Annotated in this window: 18 protein-coding genes and 3 tRNA genes; 6 read left to right on the top strand and 15 right to left on the bottom strand. The window is 61.6% G+C overall.

Going from position 1 to position 18,944, the window contains the following annotated elements; genetic code table 11:
- Position 1: 1 nt before the first annotated feature.
- From E0E29_RS03985 to E0E29_RS03975, 3 genes are read right to left on the bottom strand one after another with little or no spacing between them, the layout of a single operon-like run.
- Entirely contained in the window at positions 2-3,442 is a 3,441-nt protein-coding gene (locus E0E29_RS03985) for a M60 family metallopeptidase (protein ID WP_165449784.1), read from the bottom strand.
- 15 nt (positions 3,443-3,457) lie between these two features.
- Positions 3,458-4,114 (bottom strand): fibronectin type III domain-containing protein, encoded by a 657-nt coding sequence (locus E0E29_RS03980; protein WP_242622396.1) that lies wholly within the window; start codon positions 4,112-4,114, stop codon positions 3,458-3,460.
- Positions 4,111-4,575: a hypothetical protein gene (locus tag E0E29_RS03975; RefSeq protein ID WP_130848731.1), complete on the bottom strand. Its 465-nt coding sequence runs from the start codon at positions 4,573-4,575 to the stop codon at positions 4,111-4,113. Before E0E29_RS03975 ends, E0E29_RS03980 begins: the two co-directional genes overlap by 4 nt.
- Positions 4,576-4,889: 314 nt before the next feature.
- On the opposite strand from E0E29_RS03975, the gene E0E29_RS03970 reads away from it, so the two are divergent.
- Both E0E29_RS03970 and E0E29_RS03965 read left to right on the top strand, forming a co-directional pair.
- A complete protein-coding gene (locus E0E29_RS03970; protein ID WP_130848730.1) occupies positions 4,890-5,660 on the top strand; it encodes a polysaccharide deacetylase family protein in 771 nt (256 codons plus the stop codon).
- A 135-nt stretch (positions 5,661-5,795) separates the two neighbouring features.
- A complete protein-coding gene (locus tag E0E29_RS03965; protein ID WP_130848640.1) occupies positions 5,796-6,851 on the top strand; it encodes an IS30 family transposase in 1,056 nt (351 codons plus the stop codon).
- Positions 6,852-7,069: 218 nt separating this feature from the next.
- Here E0E29_RS03965 and E0E29_RS19195 read toward each other — a convergent pair whose 3' ends face one another.
- Together E0E29_RS19195 and E0E29_RS03955 are read right to left on the bottom strand one after the other, a co-directional pair.
- Positions 7,070-7,447 carry an AMP-binding enzyme gene (locus E0E29_RS19195; protein ID WP_130848729.1) on the bottom strand — a complete coding sequence of 126 codons (378 nt, stop codon included), beginning with the start codon at positions 7,445-7,447 and terminating at the stop codon, positions 7,070-7,072.
- Positions 7,360-8,430, bottom strand: coding sequence for a class I adenylate-forming enzyme family protein (locus E0E29_RS03955; RefSeq protein ID WP_165449782.1), 1,071 nt, complete (start codon positions 8,428-8,430; stop codon positions 7,360-7,362). Before E0E29_RS03955 ends, E0E29_RS19195 begins: the two co-directional genes overlap by 88 nt.
- Between E0E29_RS03955 and E0E29_RS19385 the strand changes: the two genes are divergently transcribed.
- The 3 genes from E0E29_RS19385 to E0E29_RS03940 all read left to right on the top strand — a co-directional run bounded on the left by E0E29_RS19385 (position 8,423) and on the right by E0E29_RS03940 (position 13,912).
- Positions 8,423-8,575, top strand: coding sequence for an NAD-binding protein (locus tag E0E29_RS19385; protein ID WP_479723845.1), 153 nt, complete (start codon positions 8,423-8,425; stop codon positions 8,573-8,575). The two genes, E0E29_RS03955 and E0E29_RS19385, sit on opposite strands and share 8 nt — an antisense overlap.
- Before the next feature lie 343 nt (positions 8,576-8,918).
- Positions 8,919-12,680, top strand: a complete 3,762-nt coding sequence (locus E0E29_RS03950) for an S-layer homology domain-containing protein (RefSeq protein WP_242622364.1) — start codon at positions 8,919-8,921, stop codon at positions 12,678-12,680.
- A gap of 335 nt (positions 12,681-13,015) precedes the next feature.
- Positions 13,016-13,912 carry an acetamidase/formamidase family protein gene (locus E0E29_RS03940; RefSeq protein WP_130848727.1) on the top strand — a complete coding sequence of 299 codons (897 nt, stop codon included), beginning with the start codon at positions 13,016-13,018 and terminating at the stop codon, positions 13,910-13,912.
- 90 nt (positions 13,913-14,002) lie between these two features.
- On the opposite strand, the gene E0E29_RS03935 is transcribed toward E0E29_RS03940, so the two are convergent.
- The 5 genes from E0E29_RS03935 to E0E29_RS03915 form a co-directional block, all read right to left on the bottom strand.
- Positions 14,003-14,078: transfer RNA gene (locus E0E29_RS03935), tRNA-Val, on the bottom strand.
- Between the two features lie 13 nt (positions 14,079-14,091).
- Positions 14,092-14,166: transfer RNA gene (locus E0E29_RS03930), tRNA-Glu, on the bottom strand.
- 22 nt (positions 14,167-14,188) lie between these two features.
- Positions 14,189-14,265: transfer RNA gene (locus E0E29_RS03925), tRNA-Met, on the bottom strand.
- Between the two features lie 108 nt (positions 14,266-14,373).
- Positions 14,374-15,069: a VanR-ABDEGLN family response regulator transcription factor gene (vanR, locus tag E0E29_RS03920; RefSeq protein ID WP_130848726.1), complete on the bottom strand. Its 696-nt coding sequence runs from the start codon at positions 15,067-15,069 to the stop codon at positions 14,374-14,376.
- 103 nt (positions 15,070-15,172) lie between these two features.
- On the bottom strand, positions 15,173-15,424 hold the full coding sequence (locus tag E0E29_RS03915; RefSeq protein WP_130848725.1) for a phage-shock protein: 252 nt from the start codon (positions 15,422-15,424) through the stop codon (positions 15,173-15,175).
- Positions 15,425-15,598: 174 nt separating this feature from the next.
- Between E0E29_RS03915 and spoIIR the strand changes: the two genes are divergently transcribed.
- Positions 15,599-16,249 carry a stage II sporulation protein R gene (gene spoIIR, locus E0E29_RS03910; protein ID WP_130848724.1) on the top strand — a complete coding sequence of 217 codons (651 nt, stop codon included), beginning with the start codon at positions 15,599-15,601 and terminating at the stop codon, positions 16,247-16,249.
- A gap of 2 nt (positions 16,250-16,251) precedes the next feature.
- Here spoIIR and E0E29_RS03905 read toward each other — a convergent pair whose 3' ends face one another.
- The 5 genes from E0E29_RS03905 to E0E29_RS03890 form a co-directional block, all read right to left on the bottom strand.
- On the bottom strand, positions 16,252-16,695 hold the full coding sequence (locus tag E0E29_RS03905) for a hypothetical protein (RefSeq protein WP_130848723.1): 444 nt from the start codon (positions 16,693-16,695) through the stop codon (positions 16,252-16,254).
- 14 nt (positions 16,696-16,709) lie between these two features.
- Positions 16,710-17,141, bottom strand: coding sequence for a cell wall hydrolase (locus E0E29_RS03900; protein ID WP_130848722.1), 432 nt, complete (start codon positions 17,139-17,141; stop codon positions 16,710-16,712).
- 21 nt (positions 17,142-17,162) lie between these two features.
- Positions 17,163-17,540: a hypothetical protein gene (locus E0E29_RS03895; RefSeq protein ID WP_130848721.1), complete on the bottom strand. Its 378-nt coding sequence runs from the start codon at positions 17,538-17,540 to the stop codon at positions 17,163-17,165.
- Positions 17,541-17,718: 178 nt separating this feature from the next.
- Positions 17,719-17,841: a hypothetical protein gene (locus E0E29_RS18980; protein WP_278045144.1), complete on the bottom strand. Its 123-nt coding sequence runs from the start codon at positions 17,839-17,841 to the stop codon at positions 17,719-17,721.
- Positions 17,842-17,985: 144 nt separating this feature from the next.
- Positions 17,986-18,816, bottom strand: coding sequence for a YihY/virulence factor BrkB family protein (locus tag E0E29_RS03890; RefSeq protein WP_130848720.1), 831 nt, complete (start codon positions 18,814-18,816; stop codon positions 17,986-17,988).
- Positions 18,817-18,944 lie beyond the last annotated feature (128 nt).

Raw genomic sequence — 18,944 nt, 5'->3', positions numbered from 1 at the left:
GTTATGTGTCCTCCTGACTGTTGTCGCTCTTGAGCTCGATGAGGGGCAGGGAGCCCGGGTCCTCAGCGGTGCCTTCCCCGCCGTCGGGGAAGGGCAGCCACAGGGTGCGGCTGGTGAGCCGCTTGCTGCTGGTGTCGCCGGGCACGTCGGTGCGGTAGAAGTTGATGCGGATCTCCAGGGGGTAGTCGTCGGTGACGCCGCTCTGGGCGTTGAGGGACTTTTCGGCCTCCAGGTCGGGCACGAAGAGGAGGAAGCCGTCGCTGGTGTCGCCGACCGCCCCGTCAGTGGGGATCTCGGCCAGGAGCAGGCCGTAGCCGTTCATGGGACGGGTGATGGTGGTGATGCTGCCGGCCTCGGCGGTGGTGTTGTAGACCGCCTCCACCTCCACGTAGTTGTAGCGGGGGTCGCCCCGGTAGGTGCCCAGGATGACCAGGGTACCGGCCTCGATGACCTCGCCGTCGCTGTACTCGTAGTCGTCGGCCAGGATGCCCACGGCGGCGCCGTCGTAGAAGTCCACCCGATCGCCGGGGTAGTCCAGCAGCTCCACGCTGGCCTCCTCCGGGATACCGGTGAGCTCCAGCACGGCGGCGTCATAGGTCCAGATGCGGGTGTCGTCCTCGGAAGCGCCCGGCTTCTGGAAGTAGGCCGCCTGGCCGTCGGACAGGGCGCCCACCTTGACGTCGGTCCAGTCCTCCGCCTCGGCGTCGGCCTTCACCCGCACGGTGTAACCGCCGCTGAGGTCGCCGCCGGTGACCTTGATGCCGGTGACGGGAACGGCCCCCTCCTTCATGGTGATGGTCTCGCCGGACCGCTCCAAATCATAGAGGTCGGGGTCGATGGTCTTGTCGTAGGCCACCCGGACCTTATTGGCCTCCGCCTCGCTGCCCAGGTTGCCCAGCTGGTCCACGGGCACCACAGAGTAGGTGTAGGTCAGGTTGTTGGCGGCGCCCAGGTCATCCACGTAGACGTCCTCGGTGGTGAAGCCGATGGCGGTGCCGTTCCGGCGGATCTCGTAGCCCAGGATGTGGGCGCTGTCGGTGTGGTCGATGGTCAGGGTCACCTCAGACTCCTCCACAGAGGCGGCAACGGAGGCCTCACCGTAGGCGGCAGCGCCGTCCTCCAGCCGGTGGTTCCGGGAGGCGTCGTTCAGGTACCAGATAGCCCGGTCCTCGGCGGGGTATTCGGCCAGGGTGGCCTTCACGGAGGGGCTGAGCTCCATGCCCCAGCGGGTGAAGAACTCGGTGAGATCTCGGTCGGCCACCTGGGCGGCGATAAGGGCGAAGCGCTCGTCATAGCCGTAGCCGCTGTACGCGCCGGACTTCCACAGCCGGAAGAACTGGTTGTAGAAGGCCATGGGCTCCTCTGCCCCGTCGTAGGCCAGGTGGAGCTGCCAGTACATGCCCAGATGGACAAAGACGTTGTTGGCGGTGCCGGGGCGGGCCTGGGCCACCTTATTGAAGATGTCCGCCCAGCGGCTGTCGGCGGTGAGCCGGGTGGAGAGGGTCATGGCCTCCCCGTCCCAGGCCTGAGTGGCCAGGGAATAGAGGTTGTTGGTGCACTCGGCCTTGCCCAGCTTGTCCATGTTGTGGCCGATCTCGTGGGCGATGCCCCAGCCGAAGAGGCCGTTTTCCGGCTCCCCGGCGGTCTGGGCGGCGGGCTTGCCCTGGACCAGGGCGGCGGTGGAGCCGTACTCCATGCCGATGTGCTCCCCGGCAGCGTACATGAAGGCGCCGGCAAACATGCGCATGTAACGGATGTTCTGGCGGGTGGTCATGGGATAGCGGTAGCTCTCCAGGTCGGCGCCGGCGTCGATGATGCCCTGGACCTGGTTGACCACGAAGAGCTCCTCCTCCCAGGCCAGCACGTTCTGGTACATGGTCTCCACCATGGCGTCCTCATCGTGGCTCACTCCCTTCAGGCCCGTGAGGACCTGGTCGGCGGGCAGGGACAGGAGGGCGCTGGGGGTGGCGATCTCGGTGGCGTTGCGGATATCGGTGGTGAGGCTGGTGCCGGTGAGGCCGGAGACATAGGCCTCCAAATCCTGGACATAGGTCCGGATGACGTCCTTGCGGCCGCCCTCGTCCATGTCGTACCAGCCGGACAGCTCCAGTACCGGCATCTGCCAGACGTTGGAGGCGTTGCGGATCTGGATCTCAATGTCCTCAGGCCGGTCCCCGGCGTAGGTCAGGTAGAATACGCCGCCACGGGTGTCCTTCAGAGAGCCGATCTCGGGTACAGTGATGTAGTTGCGGCCGTTTTTCAGCTCAATGGGGCTGCCCTTCCACACGCCGGACTCGCCGTAGAACTGGGTGGGCACCACATAGACGGGCTGGTCGCCGGGCAGGTCTGCGTAGATGGCCACGGTGGCCCCCGCCCTGGCGGTGATCCCAAGGGGCTGGAGGGCGCTGGCGGTCTGACCGGCGGCCCGGTCGCCGGCGGCGGAGGCCGAGCGGCTCTGGAAGTCGTTCTTCACCAGGGCCAGGGCGTTGTCCTTGCGCTCCAGCAGGGCCTGGGCCAGATCCAGCTCGTCCTTCAGCCGGGTGCGGTCCAGATAGAAGCTGCTCAGGGCGGTGAGCCGCTCCCGCAGAGCGGTGATGTGGCTCTGCTCCACGGAGTACTTCAGGGCGGTGAAGGAGCCGTTGGCGAAGAGGGCGGCGATGTCGTCGCTGAGGGTGTTGCTCTTGTAGAAGGCGATCTCGGAGATGCTCACCCGGGGACCGCCCTCCATCTCATTGAGGGCGATGGTGAGGCTATGGACCCCCTTGAGCTCGGGGAAGGCCAGGACCACGTAGCTGTCGGCGGTGATGCTGTCGGCGGAGAGCCCTTCGGCGGTGTAGATCACTTCCCCGGCGGCGTCCCGGGCCGTCACATTGAAGGTCTTGATGCGGCCCTTGTACCGGGCGTCCAGATAGGGCACCACCAGTACATAGTTCATATCATAGGAGCCGTCGAAGGTGTAGGTGATGTCGCTGGAGGGGCGGTAGTCCCGGGCCACCCAGTAGGTGTTGGGGTCGCCGTCGGTGAGGTGGGTGGTCACGTCGAAGTTGGGGCACAGGCTCTTATCCACGTTGGAGGGGTCCTTCATCACAATGGAGGTGATGGAGGAATTGTCGATGCGCCCGTCGGTGGGCAGCTCCGGCATGTCAAAGGCCTCCTTCTTGGGGGTGCCCAGGGCGATGGCGGAGAGAGGACCGGTGCCCCGGAGGTTGCCCGCCTTCACCGCCACCTCGTACTCGGTGCCGTTGGTGAGGCCGGTGATCACGGTGCCGGTGGAGGCGATGTCGCTCCCCCAGCGCTGGAAGTCGCTCTCGCCCTTCTCCCGGTAAAACACCTGGTAGTAGGTGGCGTCCTTGGTGGAGCCCCAGGTCAGGCGCAGGGCGGTGTCGGCGGCCTCCACCAGGATGTTGGAGGGGGCGCCGGGGGCGCTGCTGGGGGTGGGCACGGCGGAGATCACCGCCTAGGGGGTGCCGCTCCAGCCGTCGCTGGCGGCGGACACCTGGAAGTAATAGGTCTTGTTGTTGGTGAGGCCGGAGAGGGTGGCCTTGTTGGTGTTCACCGACAGGCGCTGGTTCAGGTTGTTCCGGTCCTGACCATAGGAGACGGTGTAGCCGGTGACGTTTTTCACGCTGTCCCACACCAGCTTCACCTCCCCGTCGCCGCTGGCGGCGGACAGGCCCTTCACCTGGGTGTCGGCCTGGATGGCGTCGGAGACGATGTCCTTGAGGAACTGGATCTGGGTCACGGCGGCAAACGACGGGGTCTCGCCGGTCTGACCCTCCACCTTGGTGACGGTGATGGTGACCTTGGTCACGGCCACCTTCTTGCCCAGGTTGATGGATATGACGCTCTGGCCGGCGGTGCGGCCGGTGGCGTGGACCCCGTCGGGAGCGGCGATATTGAAGGGAACGGTCATGGTGCCGCCGCCCTCCAGGCCCACCATCTTATTGATATAGGAGAGGTCGGTGACGTCTACCACCCCGTCGCCGTTGAGGTCGTAGGTATCCAGGCGGCTGGTCTTTCCCAGCTGGGCGTCCATGGCGTCCCGGTCGGCGGTGGTGACGGCACCGTCGCCGTCCACGTCGCCCAGGGCAAAGCTGCCGTTGCCGGTGCTCATGAGCACGTGCTGGGAATAGGTCTCCAGCTCCACCGGAGTGGGCAGGTGGTGTAGCCCCGGCCGGAGAGGGCCATGGTGTAGTCCCCGGTGGCCAGGCCGTCCACGGTCACCTGGTAGTAGCCGATCTGTTCCTCAGTGGTGAGGGGGACGCCGTGGATGTTCTGCGCCTCCACCGAGACGGCAAGGCCGTCGGCGCCGTCGGCGGTGCCGTCGGCCAGGGAGACCGTGACGGCCTTGCCGCTGCCGGTCAGGGTCAGACGGAGGTCCTGGTCGGCCACCTCGTCGGCCTGCTGGGGCAGGTCGAAGCGGACGGTGAGGGCGATGGAACCGGTGGGGTCGGCCTCGTGTTCCGCTCCGCTGGCAGCCAGAGCGGCAGGATATCCAATGGTACAGAAAGAGCTGGTCAGGGCCAGGCTCAAAAGCCCGGAAACGGCTCTGCGAAGGTGGTTCAATCTGCTCATTTCTTCTCTTTCTCCTATCACGGTGTTGTCCCGGGCCGGTGAGATCTGGCCCTGGGCAGCCTCGTGATTATAGCGAAGAAAGGACCCAAAATACAACTAAAAACAGTTACAAATTATTTTCATAAAATACGTGAGAATTATTTTGTGTAACTGCCTGGTTCTGGTGAAAAACCTACAAATTTACTATGCCTTTTTACGGCAGGCGGCGATGTCCAGCTCCAGGCGTGGACCAAACATGAGGCCGGACCGGGCGTCATATAGTGGAACTGTGCAAGACACCCCGTTGTGGGGGAACCAATAAGGAGGCGTATGGAATGAAACTGTACCTGATCCGGCGGCGGGTCTTTACGGTGGGGCTGTGTCTGCTGGCGGCGGCGGCCATGCTCTATGTGGTGAACCATCCGGCCATCGTGGGGGCGTCGGCCACCACCCGGCAGCTGCCCATTTACTGCGTGGCCCGGGACCAGAAGGTGGCCTCTCTCACCTTCGACGCCGCCTGGGGCAACGAGGATACCCAGCAGCTCATCGACATCCTGGGAAAGTACGACGTGAAGGCCACCTTTTTTGTGGTGGGCGAGTGGGTGGACAAATACCCTGAGTCGGTGAAGGCCCTCTCCGACGCGGGGCATGAGGTCATGGACCACTCCAACACCCATCCCCACATGTCGCAGCTCAGCCGGGAGGAGATCCAGGCCGACGTCTCCGCCTGCGCCGATAAGATCGAGGCGGTCACCGGGGTCCGGCCCACCCTCTTCCGCCCCCCCTACGGCGAGTACGACGACAAGGTCATCACTGCCGTCCGTGCCCTGGGCATCGAGCCCATCCAGTGGGACGTGGACAGCCTGGACTGGAAGGACCTGTCGGCAGGTGAGATCACCCAGCGGGTCACCTCCAAGGTGCAGCCTGGGTCCATCATCCTCTTCCACAACGCTGCCCTCCACACCCCGGAGGCTCTGCCTGGCATCATCGAGGCCCTGTTGAAGGACGGCTACACCCTGGTGCCGGTGTCGGAGCTCATCCTACCCGGTACCTATAACACCGACTACACCATCGACCACACTGGCCGGCAGATACCCTGTTCTTAAGTGTTAAACCTCTTTTTATAAAATTTTGGTTGATTGTAAAATCAAGTTGGACACTTGAAGAGAAAAGTCCATAGTGATTTTTTCCCGTGGTAGAATGAAGTTGCTACACCAAATTCACTATGGGAGGCAATCACTATGGACTACCAAGATTATATCACAGTAGCAGCAGAACGCAAGAAGGGACAGCATCTCGGTATGGTAGAACGGGGTGCCATTAAGGCCCTCAAACAGCAAGGCCTTGGCATACGGGCCATTGCCAGAGAGGTGGGCTGCGCTCCATCCACCATTACAAACGAGCTGCGGCGTGGTACACCGGTTCGTAAGAGCACCAAGGGGAAAGCCCCCGGCTACTCCCCGAAATTGGGAGAGGCGGTGTACAAGGCAAACAGAGCAACCTGCCACAGGAACCCGAAATCGGACGGTTGCCAGGACTTCTCCAAGTGGGTGATCCGGCAGGTACAGGAACACAAGTGGTCGCTGGATGCCTGCTGCGGCTACGCCAAGCTGCACCACCTGTTTGAGCCGTCTAAGATGGTTTGCTCCCGCACACTCTACAATATGGTGTGGAGAGGATGTCTGCCCATCCATCCCACGGAATTGCCTGAAGCATTGAAGCGAAAGACGAAGAAGCACCGGGTTCGGGAGAACAAAAAGCGTTACGGCGCAAGCATTTCAGACCGTCCGGAGATTGCTTCTCTCCGCATGGAAGAAGGCCACTGGGAGGGCGATACCGTGGTTGGAAGGAGGTCTGGAAAGGAGTCCGTAGTCTTCTCTCTGCTGGAGAAGAAGACCCAGAACTACCTTGCGTTCCGTATCCCCGGCAAAACCAGCGAGGCGGTGATGGCAGCCATGACCGCCCTCCATGCCGAGTACGGCGAGCATTTCGACCAGGTCTTTAAGACGATTACTGTGGACAACGGCAGCGAATTCGCTGACTTCGCTCAGATAGAAAAATGGGGCACCAAGGTCTACTTTGCTCACCCGTACACCTCATGGGAGCGGCCCCAGAACGAGCGCCACAACGGCCTGTTTCGGGCCTTCCTCCCCAAGGGCAAGTCCATTGAGCAATTCACCGACGAGGATATCCTCGCCGCTGCTGACGAGCTGAACGGACGGCCCCGCAGAAAGCTCGGCTACCGCACCTCGGAGGAGTTGTTTGAATCGTTCCTGGACGCTGTATACGCAGCCTGACGGCTGCGGCACCCTCGGTCCCGGACAGAGCCTGCGGCTCCATCCGAGACCGAGGCTGTCTACCACGGCGTGTCCAACTTGTTATTGCAATTTGCGTTTATAAAATTTTTCCAGGAAAATAATATACAATTTGTGAACAGGGCACGGTAGTGACGCAGTCAACGATGGAAGTAATTTCCGCCTGACTAGGGCTTGTTTGAAAAAAGGCGGAGATTGTGCTAAAGCAACAAAATAGCGTATGTACCGGATTTCTTGGTTGGTACAATCTTCTTTGGTGCAGGGTTTTTCCGCATTTCCTCGTCATGGAGCGCCCTTACCTTAGAGAGCAAAAGTTTTCCGACGGAATTCCTTGGGATATTGTCTACAAAAGAAATATACTTCGGTTGCTTTATGGTTGGTAAATACTCGGCCAGGTAATTTATTATAGATTCTGGTGTTTCCTCACAGCCTGACCGCAACTGAACGAATGCTTTTCCAACCTCACCCCAATGGCAGTCCTCCACGCCGATTACACAGCAGTCCTGCACGGAAGGGTGCTGTATGAGAACATCTTCGATCTCAATAGGGAAAATATTTTCTCCCCCGGTAATAAACATATTTTTTTGCGGCCAATAATAAAATAAAATCCATCACTGTCACAGGTGGCAATATCACCTGTGTTGACCCAATTTCCGCAGATGACTTTTTGGGTTTCCTCAGGATTGTTCCAATAGCCGCTAAACACCAGAGGGCCGGAAAACTGTAACTCACCTGGCTGTCCAGGTGGAACTTCATTGCCGCTATCATCCACGATACGGACCCGGTTGTAATACATTGGTTGACCAACAGAACCTACTTTGGCTCGTAGGATGTCCTGTGTAACCAAGTGCATGGCAAATGAGAAATTGCTTGGACCACATTCAGTTAGGCCATAGGCATTACATAGGGGAAGATTGTGGGCATCATAGAGCTGAAACAGCGATCTCGGGAGAGGTGCCGTTCCACATCGGAGGGCTTTCAATGAGGAAAAGTCTGTTGTCTGAAAGCGGGGAGATTGAGCAAGAGCTTGATAGATTGTAGGAACGCCCAATAGGAACGAGGGGCGAATGCTTTCAATGATATCACAGGTGGTGTCTACATCAAACTTCCGCTTCAAAACCAGCCTTCCGCCTGCCAGCAAAATCCCGAGCGAAACACTATTCCAAGCCGCCGTGTGAAACAATGGGAGCATGAGGTACGTGGCATCGTTCGGAGTGAGGTTATGGGTTAAGACAGTACTGATGGAGTTATTTGTGATTGCTCGATAAGAAAGCTTTGCAGCTTTTGGAACACCAGTTGTTCCACCAGTATGGATCAGCATCAAGATATCCTCGGCACTGGGAAGAAAATCAGGCAAATCGATTGGCTCAGCCAACCATTTTTCATAGCCGTTGGGTCCGGACTCATCCAAATTGACCAAAAGCGGTTGATTGGTCAGTTTCTCACAAATATGCTGCCATTTTTCATAATAAATTCCACTGCACAAAAGTACAGATGGGGCTTCATTTTCGGCCAAAAGAAGAAGCTCGCGTTCTGTAAGACTACCATTATAGGTGGTCAAGGACCTCTCTATTGCGGAGGAGGAGAGCCGTGCGGTTCAGACCGACCTCCCGATCACAAACCAGGTGCTAACCATGTATCAGACCCTGGCCGACCGCGGGATGGGAGATCTGGGTACCCAGGCCCTGATACGGTACTTTGAATAAGGTGCAGAGAGAGGCTCCATGCTTTGTGTCGGCGGGAGCGTGACGCTGTTACCGGTAAATGAGAGACACAAAGGGCCGGGGCGACCGCCTTGATATAGGCGGCCGCCCCGGCCCTTTATTCGCTCATCTCTTTCGCACGGTGATTATGTATTGTACTAAAATAGATAAATATATATTCATATATTCCCCTCCGTATTGTGCACTGGAGAATAAATACGATTAACAACTGAGATTTATGCATTTCTATACTTGACGTCTCTGGGGTTTAGTGGTATTATTCATAAACAATATTCAACCTATATGAATATTATTTCATCGAGGATTTGAAGGAAAGAGAATGGTGATGAGCATGAAGAAGCACAAGTTCCTTGGGAACGCCCTGTCGCTGGTAACGACAGGCGCGCTCCTGCTGTCCATGTGTGTCCTCCCGGCCTACGCCGCGGAAGATACCACCGCCGCCACCCCTGTTGCGGCGTTTGAAAACACCACCGGTGACGGTGGGGAAAACTACATCAGCCTGTGTGACGCCCGCACCTTCCAGGCCATGCTCCCCGTGGACATGACTGAGGAGGAGGCCCAGGCCGCCGCCGAGACGGTGGTGTGGTCCCTGGACTACGATGAGGCGTCCGGCTATGTGGACCCGGAGCTCTACCCCAACCACACCCAGGGCGGCACCCTGGACAGCTGGAAGCTGAAGGACGGCGAGGGTAACCTGTTCACCGACGTCCAGACCGAGGCGGTCACCCAGGACGGCCAGGTCTACCTGAAGCTGACCTTTGCCAACGACTACTACTATGACCTCTTTGCCGATATGCCCAACAACCTGCGGGGCTATCAGACCAACGGCGGCACCTATCTGGACCTGTGCGGCTGGTATGACCTGACCGCCACCGCCGCCGACGGCACCGTGCTGGGCGCCGTGGAGGGGATCAAGATCACCCCCTACGACGACTTCAACACCATGAAAGAGCTCTACGAGAGCATGGATGAGCTGGTGGCCTATGCCGAGGAGAACACTGACCTCTATGTGGTAAAGGAGTCCATGGGCATGAGCCAGGGCGACAACGGCATGGAGAGCCTGGACATGCCCTACCTCATCGTGGCCAAGAGCGAGGCCGCGGTGGAGAAGTGGCAGAGCATCAAGGCCGAGGCCGAGAGCGACCCCACCGGGCTCATCGAGAAGATCGAGAACGGCACCCTGGGCGACTACCAGGTCCCCGTCCTCTTCTCCAACGTCCACGCCAATGAGGTGGCCGCCCCTGACGGCGTGATGAAGTTTGCCTGGATGCTGGTGGAGGCCGCCGCCAGCGAGGAGGGCACCATCTCCTACGACAACATGACCGGTTTCACCGCCGAGGGCGAGGCCAAGCTGGCCGAGCAGATGGGCCCTGTGGGCGAGGAGGGCAGCATCGCCATCCCCGACCTGGTGGCCGACACCGCCACCTATCTGGGCTTTATCAAGGCTACCGACGAGGAGGGCACCGTCTCCCCCTGGACCACCTCCTACAAGCTGGACCTGGAGAAGTATTATAATGTAGAGACCGTCACGGTGGACATGGACGACCTGCTGGACGACGTGTTCTTCCTCATCGTGCCCGAGGAGAACGTGGAGGGCCGCACCTATGTGACCCGTACCTCCTCCGGCGGCTTTGACCTGAACCGGGACAACTCTTTCCAGACCCAGGCCGAGACCCAGAACATGACCCAGCTCATCACTGAGTGGAACCCTGTGAGCTTCACCGAGTTCCACGGTCAGCACAAGGAGTTCCAGTGCGAGCCCTGCGATCCCCCCCACGAGCCCAACTTCGAGTATGACCTGCTGGCCGAGCACCTGATGAGCGGCGGTGAGGCGCTGGGCATCGCGGCTGTGGCCAACAACGATACCTTCAACAGCTACTCCACCCCCCAGCGTGACTACCTGTCCTACACCGGCGAGGTGAACGAGGACGGCTCCTATCAGACCCAGTGGCTGGACCCCTGGGACGACATGTCCACCAGCTACACCCCCCAGTACGCCATGCTCCACGGCACCGTTTCCTACACGGTGGAGCTGCCCAGCCACAACGACGACGCGGTGGACCTGGTGGCCTACGGCGCTCTGGGCCAGGGCGTCTATGTGGCCAACAACAAGGAGAGCTACCTGCTGGACCAAACCAAGATCTTCGAGCGGGGCGTGACCAACGCCAATTCCGACGCCTATGAGCTGGTGGGCCAGTGGTTCTGCGACCAGTACGACGTGGAGGGCGCCGAGGCCGAGCTCTTCCGTCCCGAGTATGACGGCGAGGGCCAGAACGGCAACTTCTACCCCGAGTGCTACATCATCCCCATGGACGGCGCCAACCAGTCCAACCTGCAGGACGCCGCCGACATGATGGTGTACCTGACCCGCAACGGCGTGAAGGTCAACCTCACCGAGAAGGCCTTCAACTACAACGGTGTGGAGTATCCCGCCGGCACCCTGATCGTTTCCATGTACCAGGCCAAGCGGAGCGTGGCCAACGGCGTCCTCTATGACGGCACCGTCATCACCGGCTGGCCCGTCCTCTACTCCGAGGGCATCACCGCCTTCGACAAGACCCGCGGCTTTGACATGGTGGTGTGCGCCGAGCCCGCCGCCTACGAGACCATCGCTGCCGCCTGCGGCGACGCCATGGACTACGAGGCCACCCTGGCCTACGTGGATACCCTCACCTCCTCCTTCACCGGTGTGGAGAACGCCCAGGTGGTGCTGATGAACGCCTCCGAGGACTCCACCGCCGCCGTCAACGCCCTGCTGAAGGCGGGCAAGGCCGTCTCCCTCATCACCGAGGGCGAGTACAAGGGCAGCTTCCTGTGCTCCTATGCCGACTGGCAGAGCGTGGCCGGTGATTACCTGATCTCCGGCGTGGGCGTTGAGGAGGCTCCCGCCGCCCAGGCCCTCACCAAGGCCCCCGTCATCTACATCTCCGGCAAGCCCGCCGACAACGACGCCGGCTTCATCAAGACCACCCTGGTCAGCGGCGCCTACGAGTACAACTACGACCGGCAGGCCATGGAGCTGCTGGGCTTCACCGTCACCGACGACGCCTCCAAGGCCGACCTCATCATCGGCGCCGCCGAGCTGGATGAGCAGGCCCTGGCCGCCGTCAAGAGCGGCACCCCCTACATCGGCTACGGCGCCGACGCCGTGGACTCCGCCACCGCTCTCTTCGCCGAAGGCGCTCTGGTCCGGGAGACCGTCAGCGACAACGCCATGGACGCCCTGGCCTATGTGACCTACCCCACCGACAGCCTCATCACCGCCAGCTATGTGGCCGAGGGTGACGATATCCTCTACGGCTACGGCGCCGGCTACTTCGCCGCCATCCCCGAGGGCGCCCAGGTGCTGGTGCAGCTGGACGGCTCCAAGGAGCTGCTGGAAGGCTTCCTCCCCGCCGACGGCGAGCACTACGACGACTTCCTCAACAACTCCATCCAGGCCATCTCCTATCAGGATGCCGGTCTGGACGTGGTCCTCTTCGCCAACACCCTCACCAACAAGGTCAACCAGCGGGATGAGTTCAACTTCATCTCCAACGCCGCCTTTGTGAGCGTGCTGAACGCCGAGACCACTGAGACCACCGGCTTTGTCGATGTCCCCGCCGACGCCTGGTACGCCGACGCCGTGGCCTCCGTCACCGAGCTGGGCCTCATGAACGGCACTAGCGAGACCACCTTCTCCCCCGCCATGGATACCAGCCGCGGCATGCTGGTCACTATCCTGGCCCGCTGCGCCGGCGATGACACCACCGTCAGCGATGTGTGGTACGCCGACGGACAGGCCTGGGCCGTGGAGAACGGCGTGTCCGACGGCACCAACATGGAGGGCGTGCTCACCCGCGAGCAGCTGGTCACCATGCTGTGGCGCTACGCCGGCAGCCCCGCCGCCGAGGGCGACCTGACCGCCTATCCCGACGGCGCTTCCGTGAGCGATTGGGCCGCTGACGCTGTGACCTGGGCTGTGGAGAACGGCCTCCTCACCGGCAGCGACACCGGCGCCCTGAATCCCCAGGGCAACGCCTCCCGCGCCGAGCTGGCCACCCTGATGGTCCGTGCCAGCGCCCTGCTCACCGCCGACGCGGAGTAACACCATTTCATTTCCTGAAAAAAGGCCGCGGACCTGTGAACCGCCCCAAATTGTGCGGACAGCACAAAAAGGCCTCAATGTAGGGAAATATGAAGTTTTAAGCGGAGTGGCGCAGCGTGAGCGGCGCCACTCCAGTTTTTAGCTGGATGCGCTCGTGGTTGTAAAAATTGATATAGCGGTCAATCATCTCATTGGCCTCACAGAANTGTCCCGGGCCTTTCCGCTCCTTTGGGCGGCCTTGACACCCCCTATGGCGTTGATTACAATGAGGACAAGCAAGTGGGCCGTTTGCCCTCCAAAGGCGGGAACGGCCGCAGGACAGGAGGTTTTTGCGTATGGAGATCAGCAGAAAGACCGTCATCTACGCCATGTCTCCCGACAATCCCCCCGCCGCCCGGGCGGAGAGCGGGGCCACGGTGTGCTTTGAGACCATCGACTGCTTCGGCGGGCAGATCACCAGCCCGGAGCAGCGGCTGGGCGGCCTGGACTGGGACAACATCAACCCGGCCACGGGGCCCCTCTACGTGGAGGGGGCACAGCCCGGCGATGTATTAAAGGTGGAGATCCTGGACATCGCCCTGGCCGACCACGGGGTCATGACCGACGCCCCCAACGAGGGGGTCATTGGGGCCGTCCTCACGGAGGAGTCCACCAAGCTCATCCCCATCCGAGCGGGCAGGGCGGTCTTCAACGACAAGCTCTCCTTTCCCATCCGGCCCATGATCGGGGTCATCGGCACCGCCCCGGCGGCGGGGGCCGTCCCCACCGGCACCCCCGGCCCCCACGGCGGGAACATGGACTGCAAGCGCATCGGCCCCGGCGCGACCCTCTATCTGCCGGTGGCGGTGGAAGGGGCCCTCCTGGCCATGGGGGACCTCCACGCCGTCATGGGGGACGGCGAGGTGGTGGTGTGCGGCGTGGAGATCGCCGGGCGGGTCACCGTCCGGGTGACGGTGCTCCACGACTGCCCCCTGCCCACACCCTTCCTCACCACGGAGACGGCCTTCATGACCATCTCCTCCGCCTCCACGCTGGAGGCTGCCGCCTCCGACGCCACCCTGCGCATGCGGGACGTCCTCATCCATCAGGTGGGCATGGAGGCCCACGAGGCCGGTATGCTGCTGAGCGTGGCGGGTGACGTGCGGATCTGCCAGATGGTGGACCCCCAGGTGACCTGCCGCATGGAGGTGCCCCTGGCCGTGGGGGAGGCCTACGGTTATGCCTTCCCCTGAGACAAAAAACGGCCCGATCCCATTTGCGGGATCGGGCCGTTTCATATGGAAGAAAAAAGAAAGACACGACGTAAGTCGTGTCTTTCTTCGTGGTGGAGACAACAGAACTCGAATCTGTGACCTCTCGCGTGTGAGGCGAGCGCTCTACCAGCTGAGCTATGCCTCCATATGGGAGACGTTGGTGACGCGTACGGGAATCGAACCCGTGTTACCGCCGTGAAAGGGCGGTGTCTTAGCCGCTTGACCAACGCGCCATGCGGTGCAGCATACGCTGCATGGTAGCGGCACCTGGATTTGAACCGGGGACAACTCGGGTATGAACCGAGTGCTCTAGCCAACTGAGCTATGCCGCCATATCGGCCCTCATGAACAGGGCAAGAGATAGTATACCCGATGTCCCGCCGGTTGTCAACTAAAATATCAAAATTTCCTGAAGAATTTTCTTTGCTGTTGAGGGGGGGTCAATCCACCTTGTAGCCCACGCCCCAGACGGTCTTGATGAACCGGGGGTCCCGGCTGGGCTCCCCCATCTTTTCACGCAGCCGCCGGATGTGGACCATGACGGTGTTGTTCCGGTCCAGGTACTTCTCTCCCCACACCGTCTCGAAGAGGCGCTCGGCGGAGATGACCTGTCCCCGGTTGGAGCAGAGCATCCACAGGATGTCGAACTCGATGGGGGTGAGGCTGAGCTCCTTATCGTATAGGGTGCACTGGTGGGTGCCCCGGTCGATGACCAGGCCGTTGAAGTCGATGACCTCGCTGCCCGGGGCCTTCTCCTGGCTGCTGTTGTAGCGGGTGTACCGCCGCAGCTGGGCCTTCACCCGGGCCACCAGCTCCAGGGGGTTGAAGGGCTTGGTGATGTAGTCGTCGGCCCCGATGGTGAGGCCGGTGATCTTGTCCATGTCGGAGCTCTTGGCAGTGAGCATGAGCACCGGGAAGCGGTACTCCCGCCGCAGCTCCCCGCACAGGTCGAAGCCCGACTTGTCGGGCAGCATCACGTCCAGAATGGCCAGGTCCACGCTCTGGTGGGCCAGGGTGTCCAGGGCCTCTTGGGCGGTGCCGCAGGTGTGGACGACAAAGCCCTCGCTGCGCAGATAGACCCCCACCAGATCGGCAATCTCCGGCTCGTCATCCACCACCAAAATATGGACCTCCATGACGCTCCCCTCCTCACAGTCCGTTTGGCTATGATTATAGCCGCTGACAGCGGGGAAAGTCAACGACTGGGGGGAAACGTAAGAAAAACATCACAAAGCCGCATCAGAACAGCAGGCCCAGGAGCCAGCTGGCGGCAAAGGCGCCCACGGCGGGGAGCAGGTTCTCCGGCTGGAAGGGGCGGTCCAGCAAGCCCTTCACCAGCAGCACGATGCCGGCCAGCCGCAGCAGCCAGGGCAGCAGGCTGAACAAAATGGCCAGAGGCAGGCCGATGAGGGTGAGGACCAGGGCGACCACCACGCTGATGGCGGCCACGCCGGCCAGGCAGAGCAGCGTCAGGGCGAACAGAGTGAACATGGCGAATCCTCCTTTCCTGTCTGTACTGCAAGGATACCATGTGATTTTAAAAGAAAAGGGCAAGGAAAGATGAAAATTTGGTTAAAAAGGGGTGGAAAAAACTGCCGCCCTCCCGTCTGGAACGGGGCGGCGGCGGGCACAATAGAGGCAGCTGAGACAAAGGAGGAAGCGGATATGGAGCTTGTACAAAAAAGCGTGTGGAAAAACGGCGGACAGCGGTTGCGCCGCTGGGAGGCGGCCCTGATGGCGGGGCTGGCCATCGCCCTGCTGACGGGGGTGTGGCTGGACCGGGAGCAGGCCGACCTGGCAGAGCAGGTGGTGCGGCTCCACGTCATCGCAAACTCCGACTCCGACGCCGACCAGGCGTTGAAGCTCCAGGTCCGGGACCGGGTGCTGGAGGCGGCGGCAGAGGCCTGCGCCGGCGCTCAGACCGCCGAGGAGGCGGTGGATCTGCTCCGCCAGGCCCTGCCGGCGCTGGAGACGGCGGCGGAGGAGGCGGTGACGGCCGCCGGAGCCGACTGCGCGGTCTCCGCCTCCTTGGAGGACGATGTGTGGTTCCCCACCAAGACCTATGACGGCTTCGCCCTCCCCCAGGGACAGTATACCGCCCTGCGGGTGGTGCTGGGAGAGGGCGCCGGGCGGAACTGGTGGTGCGTGGTCTTCCCGCCCCTGTGCCAGAGCTCCGCCACCGAGGCCCAGCCCGTCCTGGCCGCCCTGGGTGAGGAGGAGGCCGCCCTCCTCACCGGGGAGAGCGAGGGCTATGTCATCAAATTCAAGGCCATGGAGCTCTGGGAGGGCTTCTGCCGCTGGGCGGAGGGAGACTGACCTCAGCCTCCCCGGCCCACGTTCCACGAGATGTTGCCGGTGCCCAGGCCGTAATTGCCCGCCGGCACCTCCCCCACACCGGGGACGGTCACCGTGGGCACCGTGGAGGCTCCTGTCTGTCCCGGCCGGCGGCCAGGCAGGTAGAAGGTGATGAATTTGAGCGAGAAGATGTCGCAGACCATGAAGGTCTGGGTGGCCTCCTCGTAGAGGGTAAGGTAGCTCCGGCCCACGGAGTAGAGGATGCCCTCCTTCTTAATCATGGCCTGGAGCCCCACCAGGAACTCGCAGGAGACGTAGGCCCCCAGATTGTCGGATAAGATCTGCTGGAGGGAGCCCCGCATGGTGTCGGTGTTGAAGTTCTCCTCCGGCGGGGTCACCAGCCCGCCGGAGCCCTGGGCCTGGTCCATGGCGATGCTGCGGACGGCGTTGGGATAGAATTGGTTCATAGCGATCCTCCTTGCTAAGTATCGGCGTAGGCGGGGGTGGGGTTGTAGAAGCAGTGGTTGCCGATGCGCACCACGAACTCCCCCACCTTGGAGGGAAAGTTCTGCCGGCAGGTGGGGCTGAAGGGGTTGAAGTACCAGAGGGCAAAGCCCAGATTGGTCAGCCGGTTCCCCGCGATGGCCCACTCGGCGATCTCGTAGTGGATGGGCTCCACCGACATGTTGTAGATGTTCTGGGCGTTGTAGCGGCCCCCGATGGACTCCCGGGCGCAGTCGAACTGCCCCGGCTGGTAGATCACAGCCCGTATGGTGGGCTCCAGCCGGCCATACTCGCCGTAGTCCACCTGGACCCGGTTCATCACCACGCAGGCCACCGCCTTCATGCCCTGCTCCCCCTCGCCCCCGGCCTCGCACTGGATGATACGGGCCAAAAGCTCCAGATCTGTCATGGTATTCCTCCCGATGCGGCGTCAGGCGGCAGTCTGCCCCTTCTGGTCCAGGAACCGCAGCAGGGCCGCCAGCAGCACCAGCACCGAGGCCGTCAGGTTGGTCCGGGCGGAGCCCTCCGCCGCAGGGTCGCCCCTGGCCTGATCCACCGCCCGGAGGGCCAGGCAGAGGAAATACCCCAGGGCGCCGATGAGGACCGCCCCGGAAAGCAGCCGCAGCTGCCGGACCCGCTCCTGGGCGTCCTGCGCCCCGGTGTCGTCCCCGGCCAGGGCCAGGCACACCCCGTCCCGCTGGAGGGCCGTGGCCTTGTAGGAGAGCAGCACCGACCCAATCACCGCCAGTATGTAGCCCAGGGAGTCGTCCAGTGTCCGCGCCTCCCCCGCCAGGATGTCTTCCTCCATCTCCCGGTCACCGTCCTTCTCCCTGTGCTGCCCCCATTCTATACGGAAAGGGGGCAGCTGGTGCATGTTCGCCGCAGAAGAGGGGGCGTTTCAGGGAGACTACTGCGCCCCACATCAAAAAGGGACCTCCCCATCTCCACAAAGGCTGTGAAGCTGGGAAGGTCCCTGCTTTCCGTTTTTACGCCGCGGAGGATTCCAGCTCCCGTTCGGCCTCCCACTCACTGTCCGCCGAAAAGAGGAACCGCCCGGCCCCGTCATAGACTTCGATGTGTCCTCTTACCCAACGCATGCTGTATTCCATCTTTCAGCGCTCCTTTCCGCTCCTTTGTTGTATCTCAAAGATAACAGAAAGAAAGTACAATAAAACGGACTTTTAAAACGGACGAGTCCGAAAAAGAGGACCGCCCATCCCCCGGCCGGAAAGGCTTGGGAGAGGGGCGGTCATTTAGTTTTTCCGGTGCTTGTACCAGACATAGTTGAAGACGTTGCCCAAAATGAAGATGTTGCCGCACAGGTAGAGCCACACCAGCAGGATGATGACGGAGGCCAGGGACCCGTACACCAGGGAGTAGCGGGAGGAGAGGCCGATGAACCAGGAGAAGAGCATGGAGGCGGCCACCAGGGACACCGTGGCCAGGATGCCGCCGGTGAGGACGGGAGGGCGGGGGTGACCCTTGGGGGCGGCCAGGCGGTAGGCCAGAAGAACGAAGAGAAGGACCAGGCAGAAGAGGATGAAAAAGCGCATGGACTGCCAGTCACCCACCAGCCGGGCGATCCAGACGAAACGGCCCTCCACCAGGTGGAGGAACCAGTTTCCGGTGAGGAGGACCACCATGGAGAGGTAGATGGTCACCAAAAACAGAAGGGAAAAGAGGACGCTGGCCACGATCTGGCCGATCCCACGGTAGGTGGGGCGCTCGTAGATGTCGGCCATGATGTTCATGAGGGCCCGGAAGGCCGCCGAGGCCGAGAAGAGGACCATGGTGAGCCCGGCGAAGAACATGGCGTTGGACTGGTTGATGGAGATATAGCGGATGTACTCCCCCAGGATGGGGAGGATCTCCTGGGGGAGAAAGCCGTCCGCCGCCTCCAGCACCAGGTTGACGTCTAGCCGCATCAGACCCACGAAGGCGTTGATGCAGATGAGGACGGGGAAGAAGCTGAGCACCAGGAAATAGGCCAGCTCCGCCGCCGAGCGGGAGACCCGCCGGTCGAAGTACACCGTGACCATTTCCCGTATAAAGCGCACCCCCGAGGAGTCCCACATCGCCCGCATAGCCCTACCTGCCTTTATCTGAAGTGTCCATCCAGTATATCACAGGACGGGGAGAATCTCAAAGGCTTTCCCGTCGTTTTTCGGGGGACATAGGAGCCGGACCCGGCGCATAGACTCTCCAAGAAACG

Source organism: Intestinimonas timonensis (assembly GCF_900626145.1).
Classification (GTDB): Bacteria; Bacillota; Clostridia; order Oscillospirales; family Oscillospiraceae; genus Intestinimonas; species Intestinimonas aquisgranensis.
This window is presented reverse-complemented; position numbering and strand designations above follow the sequence as displayed.